The following is a 19,903-nucleotide window of genomic DNA, read 5'->3' as shown; positions in this document are numbered from 1 at the left end:
CCATGATTAAACAACGCACACTGAAAAATATTATCCGTGCCACCGGTGTAGGTCTGCACTCCGGGGAGAAGGTTTACCTGACCCTCAAGCCTGCACCTGTCGACACCGGGATCGTCTTTCGTCGTGCCGATCTCGATCCGGTTGTCGAGATACCGGCTCGTGCGGCCAACGTCGGCGAGACAACCATGTCGACAACGCTGGTCAACGGTGACGTGAAGGTAGACACGGTGGAGCACCTGCTCTCGGCCATGGCTGGCCTGGGCATCGATAACGCCTACGTCGAGCTCTCCGCGTCTGAAGTCCCGATCATGGATGGCAGCGCAGGACCTTTCGTATTCCTGATTCAATCGGCTGGCCTGGAAGAACAGGACGCCGCCAAGAAATTCATCCGCATCCTGCGTGAAGTGACAGTGGAAGACGGCGACAAGCGCGCCACTTTCGTCCCTTTCGAAGGGTTCAAGGTGAGCTTCGAGATCGATTTCGATCACCCGGTTTTCCGGGACCGCACCCAAAGTGCAAGCGTGGATTTTTCCAGCACTTCGTTCGTAAAAGAAGTCAGCCGCGCCCGTACTTTCGGTTTCATGAGTGACATCGAGTACCTGCGCAAGCACAACCTCGCACTCGGCGGCAGCGTGGAAAACGCGATTGTGGTCGATGCCGATGGCGTACTGAACGAAGACGGCCTTCGCTATGAAGACGAATTCGTGAAGCACAAGATCCTCGATGCAATTGGCGACCTGTACCTGCTGGGCAACAGCCTGATTGGTGAGTTCAAGGGCTTCAAGTCCGGCCACGCACTGAACAACCAGCTGCTGCGCAAGTTGATTGAGCAGAAAGATGCCTGGGAAGTCGTGACGTTCGAAGACGCCAGCACTGCACCAATCTCTTACATGCGCCCGGTTGCGGCGGTGTAAGTAAAAAACCTCTCTAGTTTTTTGAAGGCCACCTTTGGGTGGCCTTTTTTTATGCCTGTTCTCAGGCCACGACGACCCGGTTTCGCCCACCTTCCTTGGCCTGGTACAACGCCTTGTCCGCCGCGAACAACAGCTGCTCCAGGCTGATCTCGCTCGTCGCCGTCCAGGTGCTGATGCCGATACTCACGGTCATCGGTGACTGGTCTTCATTCACGCTCGACAGTTGTTCCACCGCTGCGCGAATGTGCTCGGCGATCTGCTGCGCCCCGACACTGTCGGTTTCCGCGAGGATCACCGAAAACTCCTCACCGCCATAACGCGCCACCAGGTCCGCCGGGCGCCGCACATTGGTGGTGATTACCCTGGCCAGTTCACGCAACGCCTGATCCCCGGCCTGATGCCCATGCCGGTCATTGAAGGCCTTGAAGTGGTCGGCATCGATCATCAGCAATGACAGTGGCTTGCCCGAGCGCTGGGCGCGGAACCACTCGTGGCGCAGCGACTGATCAAGCATCCGCCGGTTGGCGACCCCGGTCAGGGCATCGGTCGCCGCGAGCTGCGCCAGTTCGCGTTCGGCACGCTGACGCAGGCGCAGCTCCCGGGCCAGCAGCCAGGTCAGCCACAGCAGCCCGGCACACAGCACGCCGGTGGCGCTGCTGATCAGGATCGCCGTGCGTCGCCACGCGCCGAACACTTCCTCGCTGGACAGGGCAACGATCACCGTCAGCGGCAGATTGCCGACCCGCGAGTAGGTGTACAGCCGTTGCTGATGATCCATGCTCGAGATGCTGTTGAAACTGCCATTGCCGCTGCTGTCGCGCAGGATCCGCACCACATTGGGCCGCGCGGCAAAGCTCTTGCCGATCGAATCGCTCTGCAGATAAGGCTTCTGTGCCAGCAGGATGCCGTCGTTATTGATGATGTTGAGGGTGCTGTCGATGCCGATGTCGAGGCTGTTGAACAGCTGATCGAAGTAATCGAGTTTCATCGACGCCACGGCCACGCCGAGGAACTCGCCGGTGTCCGACGAGATGCGCCGACTGAAACTGATCCGCCACTGGTCCGCGTCATCGCAGTCGCAGCGGGGCTTGAACGGACGGCTGATGAACATGCCGGTGTCGCGGTTGAAGGCGTGGGCGAGGAAATAGTCACGGTCGGCGAAATTGCCTGGCAGCGGATCGACCCGTGAGGAATCGGCGATCACTTCGCCATGCTTGTCGAGCAGCAGGATGTCGCCCTTGAAGCGCGCCGTGGTGGAGCGATCAAACAACGCCAGATGGCGGATCTGCGGCGACACATCTTTCAGGTCGTCACGCTGAGCGGCGGCGATCAGCCCTTGCAGCGTCAGGTCATACAGCTCGACGGTGCGCAGCACGTCGGCGTCGATCAGTTGGGCGATGGTGGTGGCGCCACGGGTCGCCGACTCCTGAGCGTTGGCGTGTTCGCGGATCAGCAGGAACGTCACGATGCACACAATCGCGATCACGCTCAGCAGGCTGCCGAGGATCAGCAGCAGCTCGGAGCGTCCGGTCGTGCCGGGAACGGTAGGGGTGCGGCTCGCGATCATGGTTCGGTTTCGGTAAGGGATTCTTGTAAGCGTAGTTGTACCCGCTTCGCTGCCGCAGGCAAGAAAAAGGCCAGCGCATCAGGCTGGCCTTTTTACTGTAGCGCCGATCTTAGAAGACGTTGATCGGGTAGTCGATGATCACACGGTATTCATCTGTGTCTGAATCCAGTGCGCCGTAACCGTTGCCGCCACGGTTGGTCGCCCATTGCAGGCGCACCGCCAGGTCTTTGGCCTGACCGCTCTGCACCACATACTTGAGGTCGATGTCGCGCTCCCAGTGCTTGGCGTTGCGGCCTTCGGCGCTGTACCACGAGGCGTAACCCTTGCTGTGCGGATCGACCTTGGTCAGGTCCAGCGTACCGCGCGAGTAAGACAGCGCCGAGGTCAGACCCGGCAAGCCGACGCCGGCGAAGTCGTAGGCGTACTTCAGCTTCCACGAACGCTCGTTCGGGCCGTTGAAGTCCGAGTACTGCTGCGAGTTGTCGAGGTAAACGCTGTCGCCCTGGCTGATGTAATCGAACGGCGTGTTGCCGTTGACCCGCTGGTACGCGGCGGTGACGCTGTGACTGCCGACGCCGACGGTGAAATGCAGGCTGTAGGTGTTGTTGTCGATGTTGCCCAGCAGCGCGTCGCCGGTGTCCTGGGTGTGATAGAAGTGCAGACCCGGGTTGAGGGTCACCCGATCATTCAGCGCCCATGTGTAGTCGAGGTCGTAGTAGTACTGGTTCCAGATGTCCTTCAGCTCGGACGCGTACAGGCTGCTGGTCAGGCCTTCGACGCCGCTCCAGGCCACGCCGGCCCAGTTCAGGTGCTGGCTCTTGTCGCCGTCGGCGAGGGTGCCGTAAGAGGTGCCGATGCGTTTGTGGCCGCTCTGGTTGTAGGGTTTGGTGAAGCTGGCCTGGCCGCCTTCGATCATCCAGCCGTCGAAGCTGTGGTTGGTCAGGCTGAGGCCGCGAAAGGTCTGCGGCAGCATGCGCGTCTCGCCACCGGCGATCACCGGGTTGGCGAGGAACAGATCGCCGGCCTTCAGCTCGGTATCGAACGCGCGCATTTTCAAGGTGCCGCCCGCCGTGGAGAACGCGCCCGGCGCTTTGCCGCTGCCGTCACTGACCGGCAGGATGCTGGAGTTGTCCGTTCCGCCACCGCCGTCGAGTTTCAGACCGAGCATGGTGTGGGCATCGAGGCCGAAGCCGACCGTGCCTTCGGTGTAGCCCGACTCGAATTTGCCGAGGAAACCCTGGCCCCACTCGATGTTGTCATCCGCCTGCTGCAGACGGTTACGGTTCATGTAGTAGTTGCGGGCATTGAGGTTGAGGCTCGCACCTTCGACGAAACCCTGTTTCTCGGATTCGGCGGCGTGGGCAGTGGGGGCAATCGTTGCGGCAATTGCAATGAACAGCGGGGTGAAGCGAACTGGGTAACGCACGTGCGGTAAAGCTCCTTGGGTCAACTGACACTTCAATGTCTTGAGGTGCGGGATGTTTCCAGTTGTTAAAGACGAACCAGACAGCGTTCAGACCACAACGAAAAAAGGCCGCTGAAAATCAGCGGCCTGCAAGGACGACGGTTGAACGGGAAGAGCCAAACAACCGCGTCGAGGGAAACGTTGCGCGGTGCGGTACTCAGCTGTCTTTCTCAGAAGCTTGAGCCTGCGAAGTTGCGGCCTGAGGGGCTTGCGTGGCGTCTTGAGCCTTGGCCATCACTTCTGCCTGATGCTGTTCGAATGCGTGAGCGCGAGCGGCGTTTTGCGCTACAAACGTCTGGGATTCTTCAGCCATCGCCAGCGGCGACAGGATCAATGAGGACAAAACGAAAGCGCTGGCAATACCCATACTGTTGGACATCTTGAAAACCTTCTTGCTTGGCAAGTGCTGTTTGGTGCGGGCAAAGATAAGGTTGCCGGGCGTTGGGAAACAGCGTGATTTTCATAAATGACTGTTGCGGGAATGGCAATGATCCCTGACCTCAGACCGGAAGGTGGATCCCGAAGGTGTTCATCCCGCGATCACTGCGCACAAACACATCGCCGCCATGCATCAGCGCAATCGCCTTGACGATCGCCAGCCCCAACCCGTGATTGTTGCCGCTGTTGCTGCGCGACGCATCGACCCGGTAAAAGCGCTCGAACAAGCGCGGCAAATGCTCGCTGGCAATCGGCAAACCGGGGTTGGCCACGCCGATGCTGACCTGATGTTCCTCGGCCGCGATCTGTACTTCGATCACCTGACCGGGCGCGGTGTGTTGTACCGCGTTGCTCAGCAGATTGATCAAGGCCCGGCGCAGATGGGCGATCTCGATCTGTACCCGCGCGTCGCCGCTTACCCGCACCTGGACCTGCGCATCTTCGAGAATGAAGTCGAGGTATTCGAGGGTGGTTGCCACTTCATCGGCCAGCGACGTTGAGGTCAGTTTGGTGGCTTTACTGCCCTGATCGGCGCTGGCCAGGAACAGCATGTCGTTGATGATCGAGCGCAGGCGTTCCAGCTCTTCGAGGTTGGATTGCAGCACTTCGAAATAATGCTCGGCAGAGCGCCCGCGCGTCAGGGCGACCTGGGTCTGGCCGATCAGGTTGGTCAGCGGCGAGCGCAGTTCATGGGCGACGTCGGCGTTGAATGATTCGAGCCGCGAATAAGCCTGTTCGACCCGCTCCAGCGTCGAGTTGAACGACTCGACGAACTGCTCCAGTTCCGGTGGCAACGGTGACAGACGCAGGCGCCCGGCCCGCAACGGCGGGGCCAGACGCTGGGCTTCGTGGGACAGTTTGATCAACGGTTTGAGGCCGATCCGCGCCACCCAGTAACCCAATGCCGACGCCAGTAGCACACCGATCACCGCCAGACTCACCAGCGCGATCAGCAACTGATGCTGGGTCTGGTGAAAGGTCTCGGTGTCGATGCCGATCATGAAGCGCAACGGCGGGCGTTGATCCTTGGCCGGCAATTCGGTGAGCAGCACTTTCAGCGGATAAGGATGGTCGGGCAGTTGCAGGTCGCGCATGCCCAAGGGGCCTTGGGCAAACGCGCGGATCAAGGCATCCGGCTCGCCAAACTCGTAGCCCGGATTGCCGCTGACCACCCAGAAGCGGATGCGCTTGTCCTCTTCGCCGAGCAGCTTGAGCTTGGCGTTGATCTTCACCCAGTGCTCAGGGGTGCCATAGCGGTTGAGCGCGGATTCCAGCACGCTGTAACGCGCATCGAGCTCCGCTTCCGGCAGCAGGCCGAGGCCTTTGTCCACTTGTTGATACAGCGCGCCGCCGATCAACAGGAACACCAGCAGCGCCACCAGCGTGAACATCCCGCTCAAGCGCAGCGCAATGGAATTACTGGACACCACGGCTCTCCAGCACATAACCCATGCCACGGATGGTGTGCAGCAGTTTCTCGTCGAACGGCCCGTCGAGCTTGGCCCGCAGGCGTTTGATCGCGACTTCGACGACGTTGGCGTCGCTGTCGAAATTGATGTCCCAGACCATCTCCGCAATCGCGGTTTTCGAGAGGATTTCGCCTTGGCGCCGGGCCAGCACGCTGAGCAGTGAAAACTCTTTCGCCGTCAGATCCAGCCGCGTGCCGGCGCGGGTGGCCTTGCGGCTGATCAGGTCGATCCACAGGTCGGCGATGCTCACTTGTACCGGTTCGTGGCCGCCACTGCGCCGGGTCAGCGCTTGCAGGCGCGCCACCAGTTCGAGGAAGGAGAACGGTTTGCCGAGGTAATCGTCGGCGCCGTCGCGCAGGCCGCGGATCCGGTCTTCGACCCGTTCGCGGGCGGTGAGCATGATCACCGGTGTCTGCTTGCGCGCACGCAACGCCCGCAATACGCCGAAGCCGTCGAGGCCCGGCAGCATCACGTCGAGGACGATCACCGCGTAGTCGCTTTCCAGCGCCAGGTGCAGGCCCTCGACGCCGTCGCGGGCCCGATCCACGGTGTAACCCTGTTCCGTCAGGCCGCGGTGCAGGTAGTCCGCGGTTTTCTCTTCGTCTTCGATAATCAGAACGCGCATGACCCGCCTCAGTCTGTCGTTGCCAGCGCCGCGACGGGCGCAGGTTTGGGCTTGTGGAACAGCCGCTCAAGCCACAAGTATATGACCGGCGTGGTGAACAGCGTCAGCATCTGGCTGACCAGCAGCCCACCCACCACTGCGATCCCCAGCGGCTGGCGCAGTTCGGCGCCGGTGCCGTAACCGAGCATCAGTGGCAGGGCGCCGAGCAGGGCGGCGAGGGTGGTCATGATGATCGGCCGGAACCGCGTGATACATGCCTCGAAAATCGCATCCTGCGGCGACAAGCCGCGATGACGCTGCGCTTCCAGGGCGAAGTCGATCATCAGAATACCGTTCTTCTTGACGATACCGATCAGCAGCACCAACCCGATCAACGCCATGATCGAAAAGTCCTGCCCGCAGATCCACAGCATGATCACCGCGCCGAGACCCGCCGCCGGCAAGGTCGAAATGATCGTCAGCGGATGGACGAAGCTCTCGTAGAGCACGCCAAGGATGATGTACACCGCCACCAGCGCCGCGAGAATCAGCCACGGCTGACTTTTCAGCGAGCTCTGAAACGCCTGCGCCGCGCCCTGGAAGTTGCCGCTGATCGCGGTCGGCATGCCGATCTCGGCCTTGGCCTGATTGAGCAGGATCACCGCGTCGCCCAGTGCCACGCCGGGCGCCAGGTTGAACGACAGGTTGGCGGCCGGGAACATGCCGTCGTGGGCGATGGACAGCGGACCGATGGTCGGCGCGTCGAATCGGGCCAGTGCTGACAGCGGCACCATCTCTCCGCTGAGCGGCGAGCGCAGGTAGAAATAGTTGAGGCTTTCGGCCTTGCCGCGCTGCTTGGTGTCCAGCTCCAGAATCACGTTGTACTGGTTGACCTGGGTCTGGAACTCGTTGATCTGCCGCTGGCCGAAGGCGTCGTACAGCGCCTCGTCGACATCACTCGCCGTCAGGCCGAAACGCGCGGCGGCGCTGCGGTCGATGCTGATGTGGGTGATGCTGCCGCCCAGTTGCAGGTCGTTGGAAATGTCACGGAACGCCGGGATGCTGCGTAGCTTTTCGGTGAGTTTCTGGGTCCAGGTGGCGAGGGTCGGCCCGTCGTTGCTCTTGAGCACGTATTGATACTGCGCACGGCTCGGGCCGGAACTGAGGTTGATGTCCTGGCCGGCGCGCAGGTAAAGCACGATGCCGGGGACTTTCATCAGTTGCGGACGAATACGGTCGATGAACTGGCTGGCTGAAACATCGCGGTCACCGCGTTTTTTCAGGGCGATCCAGAAGCGGCCGTTGGCGATGGTCTGGTTGCTGCCGGACACGCCGACCGAGTGGGAAAACGCCTGGACGGCAGGGTCGGCAGCGACGATTTCGGCCATCGCCAGGTGTTTTTTCACCATGTCGCTGTAGGAAATATCGGCGGCGGCTTCGGTGGTGCCGAGGACGAAACCGGTGTCCTGCACCGGGAAGAAACCCTTGGGGATAAACACGTAGCCGCCAATCGCCAGCGCGACGGAAATGCCGAACACGCCGATCATCAGTTTCTGGTGGGCGAGGGCGCGGCGCAGGCCTTTTTCGTACCAGCCGAGCAGGCGTTCGCTGAAGCCCGGTTTGTCATGGGCGTGATGCACCGGTTTGCGCATGAACAGCGCCGCCAGTGTCGGCGCAAGCGTCAGGGATACCACCACGGAAATCATGATGGTCGAGGTGGCCGTCAGGGCGAACTCCTTGAACAGGCGCCCGACCACGCCGCCCATGAACAGCAGCGGAATGAACGCCGCCACCAGCGAGAAACTGATCGACACCACGGTAAACCCGATCTCGCCGGCGCCCTTGATCGCAGCGTCGCGCATGCTGTCGCCGGCCTCCAGATGGCGGTGAATGTTTTCCACCACCACGATGGCGTCGTCGACCACGAAACCTACCGCCACCACGATGGCCACCAGCGTCAGGTTGTTCAGACTGAAGCCGAGTAAATACATCAGCGCGAAACTGGCGGTCAGCGACACACCGAGCACCGCCGACACAATCATCGTCGCCGACAACTGGCGCAGAAACAGCGCCATCACCGCCACCACCAGCAGGATCGCGATCAGCAAAGTGATTTCCACTTCGTGCAGCGAGGCGCGGATGGTCTGGGTGCGGTCGATCAGTGTCTTGACCTGCACCGAGGCCGGCAGCATGGCTTCGAGGCCGGGCAGGGCGGCCTGAATCCGGTCCACCGTTTCGACGATGTTGGCGCCGGGCTGGCGGGAGATCACCAGGTTCACGCCCGGCCGATCGCCGGCCCAGGCCTGCACGTAGGCATCTTCCGAACCGTTGACGACTTTCGCCACATCCTTGAGGTGAACCGGGGCGCCGTCCTTGTAGGAAACGATGAGCTGGCTGTATTCCTCGGGGTGGAACAACTGGTCGTTGGTCGACAACGTGGAAATGCTCGAGTCGCCGTACAAGGCGCCCTTGGCGAGGTTGAGGCTGGTCTGCTGGATCGCCACACGAATGTCGGCGAGGGTCAGGCCGATGGCCGCCAGTTTGTCCGCCGAGGCCTGTACGCGGATTGCCGGACGTTGCTGACCGGTGATGTTGATCTGGCCTACACCGTCGATCTGACTGATCTGACGCGCAAGCAGGGTTTCCACCAGGTCGCTGAGTTCAGTGCCGGGCATTTGCGTGGAGCTGACGCTGAGGATCAGCACCGGGCTGTCGGCCGGGTTGACCTTCTTCCAGGTCGGCAGGGTCGGCATGTCTTTCGGCAGTTTGCCGGCGGCGGTGTTGATCGCGGCCTGCACTTCCTGGGCGGCGGTGTCGATGCTCTTGTCGAGGGTGAATTGCAAGGTCAGCAGGGTCGAGCCCAGCGCACTGCTGGAGGTCATCTGGGTCATGCCGGGGATGGCGCTGAATTGCACCTCCAGCGGCGTGGCCACGGAAGAAGCCATGGTGTCGGGGCTGGCGCCGGGCAGTTGGGCGGAGACCTGGATCGTCGGAAATTCCGCTTCCGGCAGCGGGGCAATCGGCAGGCGCGGGAAGGCAATCACCCCGACCAGCACCAGCGCGATGGTCAGCAGAATCGTCGCCACCGGGTGATCGATGCACCAGGTCGAAACGCCTTTGTGCTGCTTCATGGCTTGGGCTCCGCTTGCACCACCTGCGGCGGTTCGCTCATGACCTGCACGGTCGAACCGGGCTTGAGCCGCGACTGGCCGTCACTGACCAATACGTCGCCGGGTTTCACGCCTTTGATGATGTCCTGACCGCTGCCCTGATAAACCATTTGCACCTGCACCGCTTCAACCTTGTCGCCGTTGACCCGGTACACGAAGTGCTGATCGAGTCCGCGTTGTACGACAGTGGGCGGGACCACCAGTGCATCTTTATCCAGCGCTGTCTGAATCTTTACCGTCACCAGCAGGCCGGGCCAGAGCTTCTGGTTGGGATTGTCGAACTCAGCCTTGGCGCGGATGGTGCCGGTGTTGGCGTTGATCTGGTTGTCGATCAGGGTCAGGTGACCTTCGCCGAGCAGGTTGCCGGTTTCGCCATCGGTGTCGGCGCCGATGTAGGCCTTGACCTGCGCGCGCTGCGGGTCGCTGATCAGGCCTTGCAGGGTCGGCAGCATTTGCTGGGGCAGGGAAAACTCGACGGCGATCGGGTCGATCTGGGTCACGGTGAACAGACCCTGGGTGTCGGTCATGCGCAGGAAGTTGCCTTCGTCGACCGTGCGAATCCCGACGCGGCCGGTGACCGGGGAACGAATCTGGGTGTAGGAAAGTTGTACCTGTGCCGCGTCAATCGCGGCCTGATTGCCCTGGGCGGTGGCTTTGAGCTGGTTGACCAGTGCCTGCTGCTGGTCGTAGGTCTGCTTCGATACACCGTCGTCGACGCTGAGCAGTTTGTAGCGCTTGAGGTTGACCAAAGCGACTTGCAGTTGCGCCTGGCTTTCGCCCAGTTGCGCCCGGGCCTGGTCGAGGCTGGCGCGGATCGAGCGGTCGTCGATGGTGGCGAGCAGGTCGCCCTGTTTCACCAGTTGGCCCTCTTTGACCAAAAGCTTGGTGAGGATGCCGTCGATCTGTGGGCGCACCACGACGCTGTGCAACGAGAGGACCGAGCCGATGCCGCTGGTGTAGCGGGGGACGTCTTTTTCGCTGACGGCGACGACTCGCACCGGGATGGCGGTGGGGGTTGCCAGTTTGGCCGGGGCGGGTTTCAGGGTGAACCACAGGGCCCCGACTGCGAAGGCGATCAGCAGGATAGCGAGCAGGGCTTTTTTCTTCTGGGTTTGCATGCTTGTGGGGCGCCAGGGGGACGGGGTTTGGGCAGGTTTTGTCTTTATAAACTTGTTTGGGGGTCAGGAGGGTGACGGCTAGCTGACGGCGCTGTCAGTTTCGGCTTTTGACTTGGCGGCCTTTGGGCCGACCATGCTGTTTTGGGTTTGGGTGAATATCCGTTTCTTCGGGTGTTGCGGATGGCGGTTTCGCTCTTACAGCGAGTCACTTTTGCAGACGCCCAAAAGTAACCAAAACGCTGGGCCCCGGCGTTCGGCGCCTCGCTGTGGCTCGGCGTTCGGCGCCTCGCTGTGGCTCGGCGTTCCTTCGTTCCGGGATTCATCCGGGGGCATCGCCTACGGTTTGCTTCGCTGCACCTCCTCTCGATGCATGCGGCTGCGCCGCACGGTCGCTGCGCTCCCACCCCCGGATAAATCCCTCCACTCAGCCTTCCGATGGGGCCGGCACGTCAAGAGCGGTACTCGAGCTAACGCTCATCGTGCTGAGTGGTGAAGGGCGTGCGGTCGGCTTTTGGTTTTTGTTGGGTTTGCTCACCTCGGCCCTTTCTCGAGGGAGTGGAGGACAACACAGGAGCTTTTCAAAAGCTGAATTCACCTCGGTCTTTCACGTCGGCGTACCTCCTCCAAACACCTCGGTCAGTCCCCTCTCCCCCTGGGAGAGGGCTAGGGTGAGGGGGCTTTTGAGGTTGTTTAAATCTCAACAACCAAACCGGATACTTCCCACAATGTTTTCAGGTTGTCCGTCGGAAGCACGCTCTCTAGTCTTTGGCTGTCGCTGCCAATTCAGCGAACAGGCGTGGAAACCTGATTTCAAGTAGTTGCAAAGCATCTCCCCGTAATCGTTGCCGATGTCTTCTTTCGTCTGCAAACTGCGTCGCGGCGGCTGTGCGCAGGCAGACTTCGGTCTGGCCGGTTGCCTACTTATCGGTTTTCCACCCTGCGTACAGCTGCCACCTTTTGTCGTGTGGAAACGACAAGGGATGGCTCCATAGCCAAGTAGGAGCTTTTCATGGACAAACTGATACCCGACCCACCCCTCGAATCACCCACCCCTCTCGAAGAGGCCATGCGCGCCGAAGACCTCGCCCGTAACCGCGAAGCAATCAAACGCGCCCTCGACTACTACCTCTGCCCCAACCCCACCAAGCCGCGCCCGAGCACGATGTACATGGTCACTCCTAACGTCGACACCGAAAGCCTGCTGGCCAATGCCTGCGAGTCCCTGGCGTCGGCCAGTACCATCGCCAGCAATTTCGCCAATGAGCTTTCGGGCCCGCAGCGCAGTACGGCGTTGGGAATCCAGCAGATCATCATGCTGGCGGAGCTGGCGGTGAACCGGGCGCTGGATCGGGTTGATCCGCAAACGTGATCCGCTAGTCGAAGAGTCCCGAAAAGAAACCGGTCGTACCCTTTTGGGGGCTCTTTAAAGTCCGCACACGCAGGTATACTGCGCGCTTTCGCGGCTCGTCCACCGGGCCGGACTTTTTGCTTCGCGGAGCTTTCATGACTTCCCCAATCGACAACGCTGTGAGCGATGTCCCGGCAGAGCTGGCCGAGGCCGGCGAATCCAAGCCGACCATTCCTGCGTTCAAGTTTCCGTTCAAACCAGGTGAGCTGGCGGCTGCCAAAGCGGCGAAGCAGCCGCAGTTCAAGGGCAAGGACGGTGATCGCCATGCCAAGATTCCGGGTGTGGCACCTTCGGGCACTCGCCGTTCGATGGGCAAGCGCTGATTCAATCCCGCTTCGGCCGTTGCTGTGATTTTCGGTCACAGTGATGGCTAATTGCTCAGTTCCTGAGCCAGATCAACGTTTCACCAGTGAGTGCGCTTAGAGTCAGCAGCCCTGCCGACTCTTTCCAATAAAACGAGCGCGCTTTCCATGAAGATCAATCTCCCGGTGACCGGGCGCAATGTCGATGTTGCGCCGGATGCGAACATTCTCTCGACCACCGATCTGACCAGCGCGATCACCTACGCCAACAACGACTTCATCAGGATCAGCGGTTACAGCCGCGACGAGCTGCTGGGTGCGCCGCACAATTTGCTGCGTCATCCGGACATGCCCGCGCAGGCGTTTGCCCATATGTGGCAGACGCTCAAGGGTGGGCGGTCGTGGATGGGGCTGGTCAAGAATCGTTGCAAGAACGGTGATCACTACTGGGTCAGTGCTTATGTCACGCCGGTCACGCAGAACGGTGCGGCGGTGGAGTATCAGTCGGTGCGCACGCGGCCGGATACGCGGCAGATTGCGGCAGCGGAGCGGGCGTATGCGCAGTTGCGCGAGGGGCGGGTGGCGCGGTGGCCGCGGCTGCCGAGCCTGAGTTTGCGGGCGAAGATCATGGCGTTGACCAGTTCGTTGCTGGCGCTGGTGCTGGGGATGGAAGCCTGGCTGCGGCCGGAGTCCATGGGCATCGAAGCCGCTGCGCTGGTGGCCGGCAGTGGCGCGTGTGCGCTGGGCGTGGGTTGGTTATTGCGGCCGCTGGAGCATTTGACCGAGCGTGCCCGGCTGATTGCCGATAACCCGTTGAGCCAGGGCATTTATACCGGGCGGCGGGATCAGTTCGGGCAGATCGAGTTTGCCTTGCAGATGCTTGAAGCGCAGGTCGGCGCGGTGGTGGGGCGGATCGGTGATGCATCGCAGCGGCTGGCCGGGCATGCGGCGCAATTGGTCGATCATCTGCACAGCAGTCACACCAGCACGTTGGCGCAGCAGGCGGAAACCGATCAGGTGGCGGCGGCGATTCATCAGATGGCGGCCAGTGTGGCCGAGGTGGCCAGCCATGCGCAGCAGGCGTCGGTGGCGGCGGACATGGCGGGTACGGAAACCCGTGAAGGTCATCTGCTGGTGGGCGAGAGTCGCAGTGCAGTGTTGCGGCTGGCCGAGGAGTTGGGGCGGGCGACCGAGGTGATTCATCAGCTCGAAGGCCACAGCATCGAGATTTCCGGGGTGCTGGAGGTGATTCGCAGCATCGCCGAGCAAACCAATCTGCTGGCGCTCAACGCGGCGATCGAAGCGGCGCGGGCCGGGGATGCCGGGCGTGGGTTTGCGGTGGTCGCCGATGAGGTGCGTGGTCTGGCTCAGCGTACTCAGCAGTCGACCAACGAGATTCAACGGATGATCAGCACCCTGCAAAACGGCGCGCGGGATGCGGTGCTGGTGATGCAGCAGAGCAGTGAGCATGTGGATAACAGCGTCGAACAGGCCCAGCGTGCGGCCCGGGCCCTGGACGGGATCAGCGGCCGGGTCGAGCAGATCACCGAGATGAGTCTGCAGATTGCGGCGGCGGTTGAAGAACAGAGCGCGGTGAGCGAGGACATCAACCGCAACATCGTCAGTATTCGCACGGCCTGTGAACTGACGGTGGATGAGGGGCGCCAGAGCCAGCTCAACTCACAGGATGTGGCGGGGCTGGCGGGGGATTTGCGTTCGCTGGCGCGGGAGTTCTGGGGGCGGCGGCAGGGCGCTTAGGCCGCTCGCAACGAAATGAACGCGTAGGTCTGCGGCGGCTCGGACACCACCTGTGCCCCGGCCGCCCGCACTTGCCCGGCAATGTCGTCGCCGGAGACATGGAACAGCCATTCGCTGGAAACTTCGCTCAATGGCTGCGCCGCGACCTGATCGATCACTGAGGCAAACGCGCCCATGTCCGGCAGGTACGCGGTAAACCCGTCGCCCTTGAGCGCTGTGGTGCGGATGCCGAGCAAGCCGCAGATCGCATCCTTGATCCGGATGTCGTCGCGATCCGCCTGACGCGAGCGCTGGATCAGCGTCACCAGTTCCTGATCCACCAGTTCACCGCCGACGATCAGGTCTGGCCCTTGCTCCCAGGACTCTGGCGGGCAGTCCTTGGCGGCGGGGTTGAGCGGGATGTGCGGATTGATTTCGGCGGGATAGATGCGGCACACAAGTGGCCGGCGCTCGTAGATGCGGCACAGCTTGTCGTCGTCAAGATTCCGGCAGGGGCCGACGTTGTAGGCGGCGAAAGTGATCGCCACATGGGCGTCGGACATTCCGCTGCGGACAACTGCAGAACGGCGTTGCGCATGCTCGCGCTGCTGCTCCGGCAGCCCAAGGCCGTTGGCAAGAAACGCCTCCACCAGCACGATCACCTGACCGCCGTCGGCCGCCCACATGCGGGCTTCCGCCAGGGTCAGGGGCACATGGTGATCGGTGCAGCATTTGCCGCAGCCTACGCAGGAAAAGGTCGTATTCATTGAGCGGGCAATCTTCAATCAGGGTGTGAATCGGCGACATAAGGCCGCCGTACAGGCCCGAAGTGAAGCAAGTTGTGCGCCATTCGCTCAGGGTTTGGCGGTGGGGCGGATCGAGTCCCATTCGGTGACGAACGCGGTTTTCGACTTTTTGTTGTACAGGCACAGCTCGGTGCCTTGCTGGCCCTTCATGTGCTTTTGCGGGTACTGGCCTTGCAGCAACAGCGCGGTGTAGCCGACGCGGTCATCGAATTGCGCGGCGTTGCCGACCGGTTTGGCGTTTTTCAGGCCGCTGGCCTTGGTGCAGCTGGTGAGCACGGCTTTGTCGTAGGCCGCCCAGGCGTCGGGGCTGGAGGCGTGGGCAAGCGGGGCGATGAGGCAAAGTACGGAGAGGGCGAGGCGTTTCATGGTTCGGGCATCCTTGGAAGTTGATCGCCAAGGTTGGAGTATGCCGCAGGATTTTAGTTTGTCAGTCCGGCACCAGTTCCCGGCGAACCACATACATTCCAGACATTTCGTACAAGCGCTGCGCTCGCTGATTGCTCTCCAGCACCTTCAGGTCGACAAATCCTTCACGCCGATCCTGAAACGTCTTGAACGCATGAAGCAGCAACGCCCGACCCAATCCCCGACCTTGCCCCCGAGGATGCACCACCAGATTCTTGATATAGGAACTGGTCCAGCACTGCGCCAGGCCAATGACGCCTTCGGCATCGCTGGCGATGAAACACAGTGCCGGATCGTATTCCGGATCGGTTTCGAACTGCTGTTGCCAGACGTCCGGCGCCGGCACCCGGCCACCGCCTTCGCGGTAGCCGATCTGCATCAGTTCATGCACGGCGGATGCGCGTTCGGCGCTGTAAGTCGTGAGTTCGATGCCGTTCGGCCATTCGATGGTCGGCACGTCCTGGCTCAGGTCGCGCCGCATCAGGAAGCAGAACGTCTCGCTCAAGACTCAGTGACCCTGAGCAGCGACATGCTTGGCCGCTTCGATCAGGCAGTGGGTCAGCTCCGGCGAGGAGAACTTGGTCAGCACGCCGTTGGCTCCGGCGAGGCGGGCCTTTTCGCTGTTCATCGCGCTGTCCAGCGAGGTGTGCAGCAGCACGTAGAGGTGGGCGAAGTCCGGGGTTTCGCGCAGGGTACGGGTGAAGGCGTAACCGTCCATCTCGGACATTTCAATGTCGGAGACGATCAGGTTGATCTGCTGCGCCGTGCCTTGCAGGTCCAGCAGGCAGTCGATGGCTTCCTTGGCGCTGCGCGCAGTGTGGCATTGCAGGCCGAGGTTGCGCAGGGTGTGCACCGATTGCTGCAACGCCACCTGACTGTCGTCGACCACCAGGATCCGCGCGTTGCCCAGCACTTCGGCGTCTTCCATGCTCAGCTCGGTCGGGGCCATTTCGATCTGTGCCGGGGCGATGCCGTGGATGACTTTTTCAATGTCCAGCACCTGCACCAGCGTGCCGTCCACCGAGGTCACGCCAGTGATGTAGGCGCGCGAACCGCCGGAACCGAACGGCGGCGGTTTGATGTCGGTGGTCAGGCAATGCACGATCTTGCTCACTGCCTGCACGTGCAGGCCCTGTTTCGAACGGCTGACGTCGGTGACGATCAGGCAGCCGCCGTTCGGGTCTTCCAGCGGCCGCTCGCCGATGGCGCGGCTCAGGTCGATCACCGACAGCGAAGCGCCGCGCAGGGTGGCGATTCCTTTGACGTGCGGGTGCGACTCCGGCAGCTTGGTCAGCGGCGGGCAGGGGATGATTTCACTGACCTTCAGCAGGTTGATCGCCATCAGCTTGCCGCTGCGCAAGGTAAACAGCAGAAGCGAAAGTGAATCTGCGCGGGCTTTGTTGGAAGACATAAAAACCTTCTGTGGAAAAAGGTGAGCGGCGATCGCACGGATCGCCAGCAGGTATCGATGCCGGGTTATCGACTTGTAACCGGCAGGCTTTAGGGATTCTGGCGCCAATCCGACGGCGGGACTTTTATTTCATCCCCAAGCGCTTGGCCATCCGCCCCAGATTCGCCCGGTCCAGCCCCAGTTCACGGGCGGCACTGGCCCAGTTGTCCTGATTGCGCTCAAGCGCTGCACTGATCAACTGCCGCTGATACTGCTCGGTGGCGGTGCGCAGATCGCCGCTGATCAAGGGCAGAGCGGCAGTCGCTTCGGACGGCATCGGCGAGTTATCCACAACCTCGCGCGGCAGATCGAGGTCCATCGCGCTCAGGCTGAGAATCTTCGGTCGCACCTTGCAGTTGCCCAGCGCCTTCAGCGCGCTGCGTCCGATCAAGTGCTCCAGTTCCCGCACGTTGCCTGGCCAGGTGTAGGTCAGCAGCGCCTCCTGGGCATCGCTGTTCAGGCGCAGGCTGTTGAGGCCCATGCGCGAGCGGTTCTGTTCCAGGAAATAGCCGCTGAGCAACAACACATCGCGCCCCCGGTCACGCAGCGCCGGCACTCGCAATGGGTAGACGCTGAGGCGATGGTAGAAGTCGGCGCGGTAGCGGCCGCTGCGCACTTCTTCGGCCAGGTCGCGGTTGGTCGCGGCGATCAGGCGCACGTCGACCTGATGCTCCTTGTCCGAACCCAGACGCTGCAACTGGCCGCTCTGCAAAACCCGCAACAGTTTGGCCTGGACGGTCAGCGACAACTCGCCGACTTCATCGAGAAAAAGCGTGCCGCCGTTGGCCAGTTCGAACTTGCCGCGCCGGTCGCTGGTGGCGCCGGTGAAGGCGCCGCGCACGTGGCCGAACAGTTCGCTTTCCACCAGCGTGTCCGGCAGGGCCGCGCAGTTGAGGCTGATGATCGGTTTGTCGGCGCGCTTGGAGGCGGCGTGGATCGCCTGGGCCACCAGTTCCTTGCCGACCCCGGTTTCGCCGGTGATCAGCACGGTCAGGTCGCTGCCGCCCACCAGATTGATTTCTTCGACCAGCCGTTTATGCGCTTTGCTCTGGCCGATCATTTCGCGATTCTGCTGACCGCTGGCCTGGCGATAGACCTCGGCGCGCTGGTGTTCGTCTTCGGCGCGGGTCGCCAGACGCTCGATGCGTTCGGCGGCGTTGACCGTGGCCGAAGCGAGGCTGGCGAAGGCTTGCAGGGCGTCGAGTTCGATCGGTTCGAAGCGCTCCGGATCGAGGGCGTCGAGGGTGATCAGCCCCCACAGCTTTTCATCGACGAACAACGGACAGCCGAGGCAATCGTGAACTTCAAGATGATCGTCGAGGCCGTCGACCAGTCCGTCGTACGGATCGGGCAGATCGCTGTCGGCGGCGAAACGGGTCGGCCCTTCGCCGGCCAACAGCACTTCAAAGCGCGGGTGTTCGCTGACCTTGAAACGGCGGCCGAGGGTGTCGGTACTCAAGCCGTCCACGGCCAGCGGCACCAGCCATTCACCGTCGAGGCGCAACAATGCGGCGGCATCGCAGGGCAGCAGGGCGCGCATGGCTTCGAGCAGGCGTCGGTAGCGCTCGCCTTCGGGCAATTCGCGGGACAGGTCGGAGACCAGTGGGAGCAGGGCGGTGAGCAATGATTTGGCGGACATAGGCTTGTAGTCAAAGAGACACGTTGTAGTCGAAGCGACTATAGAGGCACTTGTGTCGATCTGACTACATAATTTTCAAGCTATTGATTTATATAGAAAAAATAGTTGGCACGAATACTGGAATGGATAAGGCACTTTTAGAGAAGGCTCAGGAGTCACCCTTATGCTTAGCGTCCAGGATCGTGCCATCGTCAAATCCACTGTGCCTCTGCTGGAAAGCGGCGGTGAAGCGCTGATCACCCATTTCTACCGGATGATGCTCTCCGAGTACCCGGAAGTCCGCCCGCTGTTCAACCAGGCCCACCAGGCCAGCGGTGACCAGCCTCGCGCCCTGGCCAACGGCGTGTTGATGTACGCCCGTCACATCGATCAACTCGACCAGTTGGGCGATCTGGTGGCCAAGATCATCAACAAGCACGTGGCGTTGCAGATTCTGCCGGAACACTACCCGATCGTTGGCACCTGCCTGCTGCGCGCCATCTCCGAAGTGCTCGGCGAAGAAATCGCCACGCCGGAGGTGATGAGCGCCTGGGGCGCGGCTTACGGTCAGTTGGCCGAGATTCTGATCGGTGCCGAAACCGCCATTTATGACCAGAAAGAGCAAGCCGTCGGCGGCTGGCGCGGGGCACGGGAGTTCATCGTCGCGGCCAAGGTTGAGGAGAGCGCGGAAATCATTTCGTTCTACTTTGAACCGGCGGACAAAGGCCCGATCCTCGCCGCCGAGCCAGGCCAGTACATCGGCATGAAGCTGGTGCTCGACGGTGAGGAAATCCGCCGCAACTATTCGCTGTCGGCCCTGGCCAACAAAGGCCAATACCGCATCAGCGTCAAACGCGAACCGGGCGGCCGTGCCTCCAATTACCTGCATGATCAACTGCATGTCGGCGCCAGTATTCAGCTGTTCCCGCCATCGGGTGAGTTCACCCTGACTGCCAGCGACAAACCGCTGGTGCTGATCAGCGGCGGCGTCGGCATCACTCCGACACTGGCGATGCTGGAAGCGGCGCTGGAAACCGAGCGTCCGGTGTACTTCATCCACAGTGCGCGCAATGGCAGCGTGCATGCGTTCCGCGACTGGATCGACGGGCTGGCCGCGCGTCATCCGCAGCTCAAGCGCTTCTATTGCTACGCCGAAGATGATGGTGTGAGCCCGGCGGCGGACAAGGTCGGGTTGTTGAGCGAGGAGCAACTGGGCGAGTGGCTGCCGGCGGAGCGTGATGTGGACGCTTACTTCCTTGGGCCGAAAGGTTTCATGGGGGCGATCAAGCGTCATCTGAAGGCGCTGGGTGTGCCTGAGAAGCAGAGCCGGTATGAGTTCTTCGGACCGGCTGCTGCTTTGGAATGATCTGAAACCGGGTTGCCTTCATCGCGGGCTTGCCCGCGATGGGGGCATCGCTAACTTGATTCTTAA

General features: G+C 61.8%; 17 protein-coding genes and 1 pseudogene. 6 read left to right on the top strand and 12 right to left on the bottom strand.

Translation table 11 applies throughout. The features are described 5' to 3' along the window. The first annotated feature begins 2 nt into the window (after positions 1-2). Positions 3-914: a UDP-3-O-acyl-N-acetylglucosamine deacetylase gene (lpxC, locus tag JKA62_RS04145; RefSeq protein ID WP_007956752.1), complete on the top strand. Its 912-nt coding sequence runs from the start codon at positions 3-5 to the stop codon at positions 912-914. 61 nt (positions 915-975) lie between these two features. On the opposite strand, the gene JKA62_RS04140 is transcribed toward lpxC, so the two are convergent. From JKA62_RS04140 to JKA62_RS04110, 7 genes are all read right to left on the bottom strand, one after another. Then, positions 976-2,481, bottom strand: a complete 1,506-nt coding sequence (locus JKA62_RS04140; RefSeq protein ID WP_201816467.1) for a sensor domain-containing diguanylate cyclase — start codon at positions 2,479-2,481, stop codon at positions 976-978. Positions 2,482-2,590: 109 nt separating this feature from the next. Next, positions 2,591-3,907, bottom strand: coding sequence for an OprD family porin (locus JKA62_RS04135; protein ID WP_201816464.1), 1,317 nt, complete (start codon positions 3,905-3,907; stop codon positions 2,591-2,593). Positions 3,908-4,103: 196 nt separating this feature from the next. Further along, on the bottom strand, positions 4,104-4,325 hold the full coding sequence (locus JKA62_RS04130) for a hypothetical protein (protein WP_041475427.1): 222 nt from the start codon (positions 4,323-4,325) through the stop codon (positions 4,104-4,106). A gap of 121 nt (positions 4,326-4,446) precedes the next feature. Further along, a complete protein-coding gene (locus tag JKA62_RS04125) occupies positions 4,447-5,811 on the bottom strand; it encodes a heavy metal sensor histidine kinase (RefSeq protein WP_201816461.1) in 1,365 nt (454 codons plus the stop codon). Next, positions 5,801-6,478, bottom strand: coding sequence for a heavy metal response regulator transcription factor (locus tag JKA62_RS04120; protein WP_011335857.1), 678 nt, complete (start codon positions 6,476-6,478; stop codon positions 5,801-5,803). Before JKA62_RS04120 ends, JKA62_RS04125 begins: the two co-directional genes overlap by 11 nt. Before the next feature lie 8 nt (positions 6,479-6,486). Continuing rightward, positions 6,487-9,588 carry a multidrug efflux RND transporter permease subunit gene (locus JKA62_RS04115; RefSeq protein WP_011335856.1) on the bottom strand — a complete coding sequence of 1,034 codons (3,102 nt, stop codon included), beginning with the start codon at positions 9,586-9,588 and terminating at the stop codon, positions 6,487-6,489. Then, entirely contained in the window at positions 9,585-10,745 is a 1,161-nt protein-coding gene (locus JKA62_RS04110; RefSeq protein ID WP_201816458.1) for an efflux RND transporter periplasmic adaptor subunit, read from the bottom strand. Before JKA62_RS04110 ends, JKA62_RS04115 begins: the two co-directional genes overlap by 4 nt. A gap of 1,009 nt (positions 10,746-11,754) precedes the next feature. On the opposite strand from JKA62_RS04110, the gene JKA62_RS04105 reads away from it, so the two are divergent. The 4 genes and pseudogenes from JKA62_RS04105 to JKA62_RS04095 all read left to right on the top strand — a co-directional run bounded on the left by JKA62_RS04105 (position 11,755) and on the right by JKA62_RS04095 (position 14,213). Further along, positions 11,755-12,114 carry a DUF6124 family protein gene (locus JKA62_RS04105; protein ID WP_011335854.1) on the top strand — a complete coding sequence of 120 codons (360 nt, stop codon included), beginning with the start codon at positions 11,755-11,757 and terminating at the stop codon, positions 12,112-12,114. Positions 12,115-12,248: 134 nt separating this feature from the next. Beyond that, positions 12,249-12,476, top strand: coding sequence for a hypothetical protein (locus tag JKA62_RS04100; RefSeq protein WP_039765632.1), 228 nt, complete (start codon positions 12,249-12,251; stop codon positions 12,474-12,476). Between the two features lie 147 nt (positions 12,477-12,623). Continuing rightward, positions 12,624-12,905, top strand: a pseudogene (locus JKA62_RS29165) (PAS domain-containing protein); the annotation flags it as partial. 243 nt (positions 12,906-13,148) lie between these two features. Then, positions 13,149-14,213 carry a methyl-accepting chemotaxis protein gene (locus JKA62_RS04095; RefSeq protein WP_373423138.1) on the top strand — a complete coding sequence of 355 codons (1,065 nt, stop codon included), beginning with the start codon at positions 13,149-13,151 and terminating at the stop codon, positions 14,211-14,213. On the opposite strand, the gene JKA62_RS04090 is transcribed toward JKA62_RS04095, so the two are convergent. From JKA62_RS04090 to norR, 5 genes are all read right to left on the bottom strand, one after another. After that, entirely contained in the window at positions 14,210-14,959 is a 750-nt protein-coding gene (locus JKA62_RS04090; RefSeq protein ID WP_201816455.1) for a YkgJ family cysteine cluster protein, read from the bottom strand. The genes JKA62_RS04095 and JKA62_RS04090 overlap by 4 nt on opposite strands. Positions 14,960-15,046: 87 nt before the next feature. Beyond that, positions 15,047-15,364: a hypothetical protein gene (locus tag JKA62_RS04085; protein WP_011335850.1), complete on the bottom strand. Its 318-nt coding sequence runs from the start codon at positions 15,362-15,364 to the stop codon at positions 15,047-15,049. A 61-nt stretch (positions 15,365-15,425) separates the two neighbouring features. Next, positions 15,426-15,884, bottom strand: a complete 459-nt coding sequence (locus tag JKA62_RS04080) for a GNAT family N-acetyltransferase (RefSeq protein WP_011335849.1) — start codon at positions 15,882-15,884, stop codon at positions 15,426-15,428. A gap of 27 nt (positions 15,885-15,911) precedes the next feature. Next, positions 15,912-16,814, bottom strand: a complete 903-nt coding sequence (locus tag JKA62_RS04075; protein ID WP_011335848.1) for a chemotaxis protein CheV — start codon at positions 16,812-16,814, stop codon at positions 15,912-15,914. A 124-nt stretch (positions 16,815-16,938) separates the two neighbouring features. Beyond that, positions 16,939-18,492, bottom strand: coding sequence for a nitric oxide reductase transcriptional regulator NorR (gene norR / locus JKA62_RS04070; protein ID WP_011335847.1), 1,554 nt, complete (start codon positions 18,490-18,492; stop codon positions 16,939-16,941). A 163-nt stretch (positions 18,493-18,655) separates the two neighbouring features. On the opposite strand from norR, the gene hmpA reads away from it, so the two are divergent. Beyond that, positions 18,656-19,837, top strand: a complete 1,182-nt coding sequence (gene hmpA, locus JKA62_RS04065) for an NO-inducible flavohemoprotein (protein ID WP_011335846.1) — start codon at positions 18,656-18,658, stop codon at positions 19,835-19,837. Positions 19,838-19,903 lie beyond the last annotated feature (66 nt).

Source organism: Pseudomonas sp. B7 (genome assembly GCF_016735645.1).
Classification (GTDB): Bacteria; Pseudomonadota; Gammaproteobacteria; order Pseudomonadales; family Pseudomonadaceae; genus Aquipseudomonas; species Aquipseudomonas glycinae.
This window is presented reverse-complemented; position numbering and strand designations above follow the sequence as displayed.

What these genes read in the sequence shown, in the direction of transcription:
- JKA62_RS04100 (WP_039765632.1), top strand. Translation starts at nt 12,249, where the DNA reads ATGACTTCCCCAATCGACAACGCTGTGAGCGATGTCCCGGCAGAGCTG.
- JKA62_RS04105 (WP_011335854.1), top strand. Translation starts at nt 11,755, where the DNA reads ATGGACAAACTGATACCCGACCCACCCCTCGAATCACCCACCCCTCTC.
- JKA62_RS04110 (WP_201816458.1), bottom strand. Translation starts at nt 10,745, where the DNA reads ATGCAAACCCAGAAGAAAAAAGCCCTGCTCGCTATCCTGCTGATCGCC.
- JKA62_RS04085 (WP_011335850.1), bottom strand. Translation starts at nt 15,364, where the DNA reads ATGAAACGCCTCGCCCTCTCCGTACTTTGCCTCATCGCCCCGCTTGCC.
- norR (WP_011335847.1), bottom strand. Translation starts at nt 18,492, where the DNA reads ATGTCCGCCAAATCATTGCTCACCGCCCTGCTCCCACTGGTCTCCGAC.
- JKA62_RS04080 (WP_011335849.1), bottom strand. Translation starts at nt 15,884, where the DNA reads ATGCGGCGCGACCTGAGCCAGGACGTGCCGACCATCGAATGGCCGAAC.
- hmpA (WP_011335846.1), top strand. Translation starts at nt 18,656, where the DNA reads ATGCTTAGCGTCCAGGATCGTGCCATCGTCAAATCCACTGTGCCTCTG.
- JKA62_RS04120 (WP_011335857.1), bottom strand. Translation starts at nt 6,478, where the DNA reads ATGCGCGTTCTGATTATCGAAGACGAAGAGAAAACCGCGGACTACCTG.
- lpxC (WP_007956752.1), top strand. Translation starts at nt 3, where the DNA reads ATGATTAAACAACGCACACTGAAAAATATTATCCGTGCCACCGGTGTA.
- JKA62_RS04130 (WP_041475427.1), bottom strand. Translation starts at nt 4,325, where the DNA reads ATGTCCAACAGTATGGGTATTGCCAGCGCTTTCGTTTTGTCCTCATTG.
- JKA62_RS04115 (WP_011335856.1), bottom strand. Translation starts at nt 9,588, where the DNA reads ATGAAGCAGCACAAAGGCGTTTCGACCTGGTGCATCGATCACCCGGTG.
- JKA62_RS04075 (WP_011335848.1), bottom strand. Translation starts at nt 16,814, where the DNA reads ATGTCTTCCAACAAAGCCCGCGCAGATTCACTTTCGCTTCTGCTGTTT.
- JKA62_RS04140 (WP_201816467.1), bottom strand. Translation starts at nt 2,481, where the DNA reads ATGATCGCGAGCCGCACCCCTACCGTTCCCGGCACGACCGGACGCTCC.
- JKA62_RS04095 (WP_373423138.1), top strand. Translation starts at nt 13,149, where the DNA reads ATGGGCATCGAAGCCGCTGCGCTGGTGGCCGGCAGTGGCGCGTGTGCG.
- JKA62_RS04090 (WP_201816455.1), bottom strand. Translation starts at nt 14,959, where the DNA reads ATGAATACGACCTTTTCCTGCGTAGGCTGCGGCAAATGCTGCACCGAT.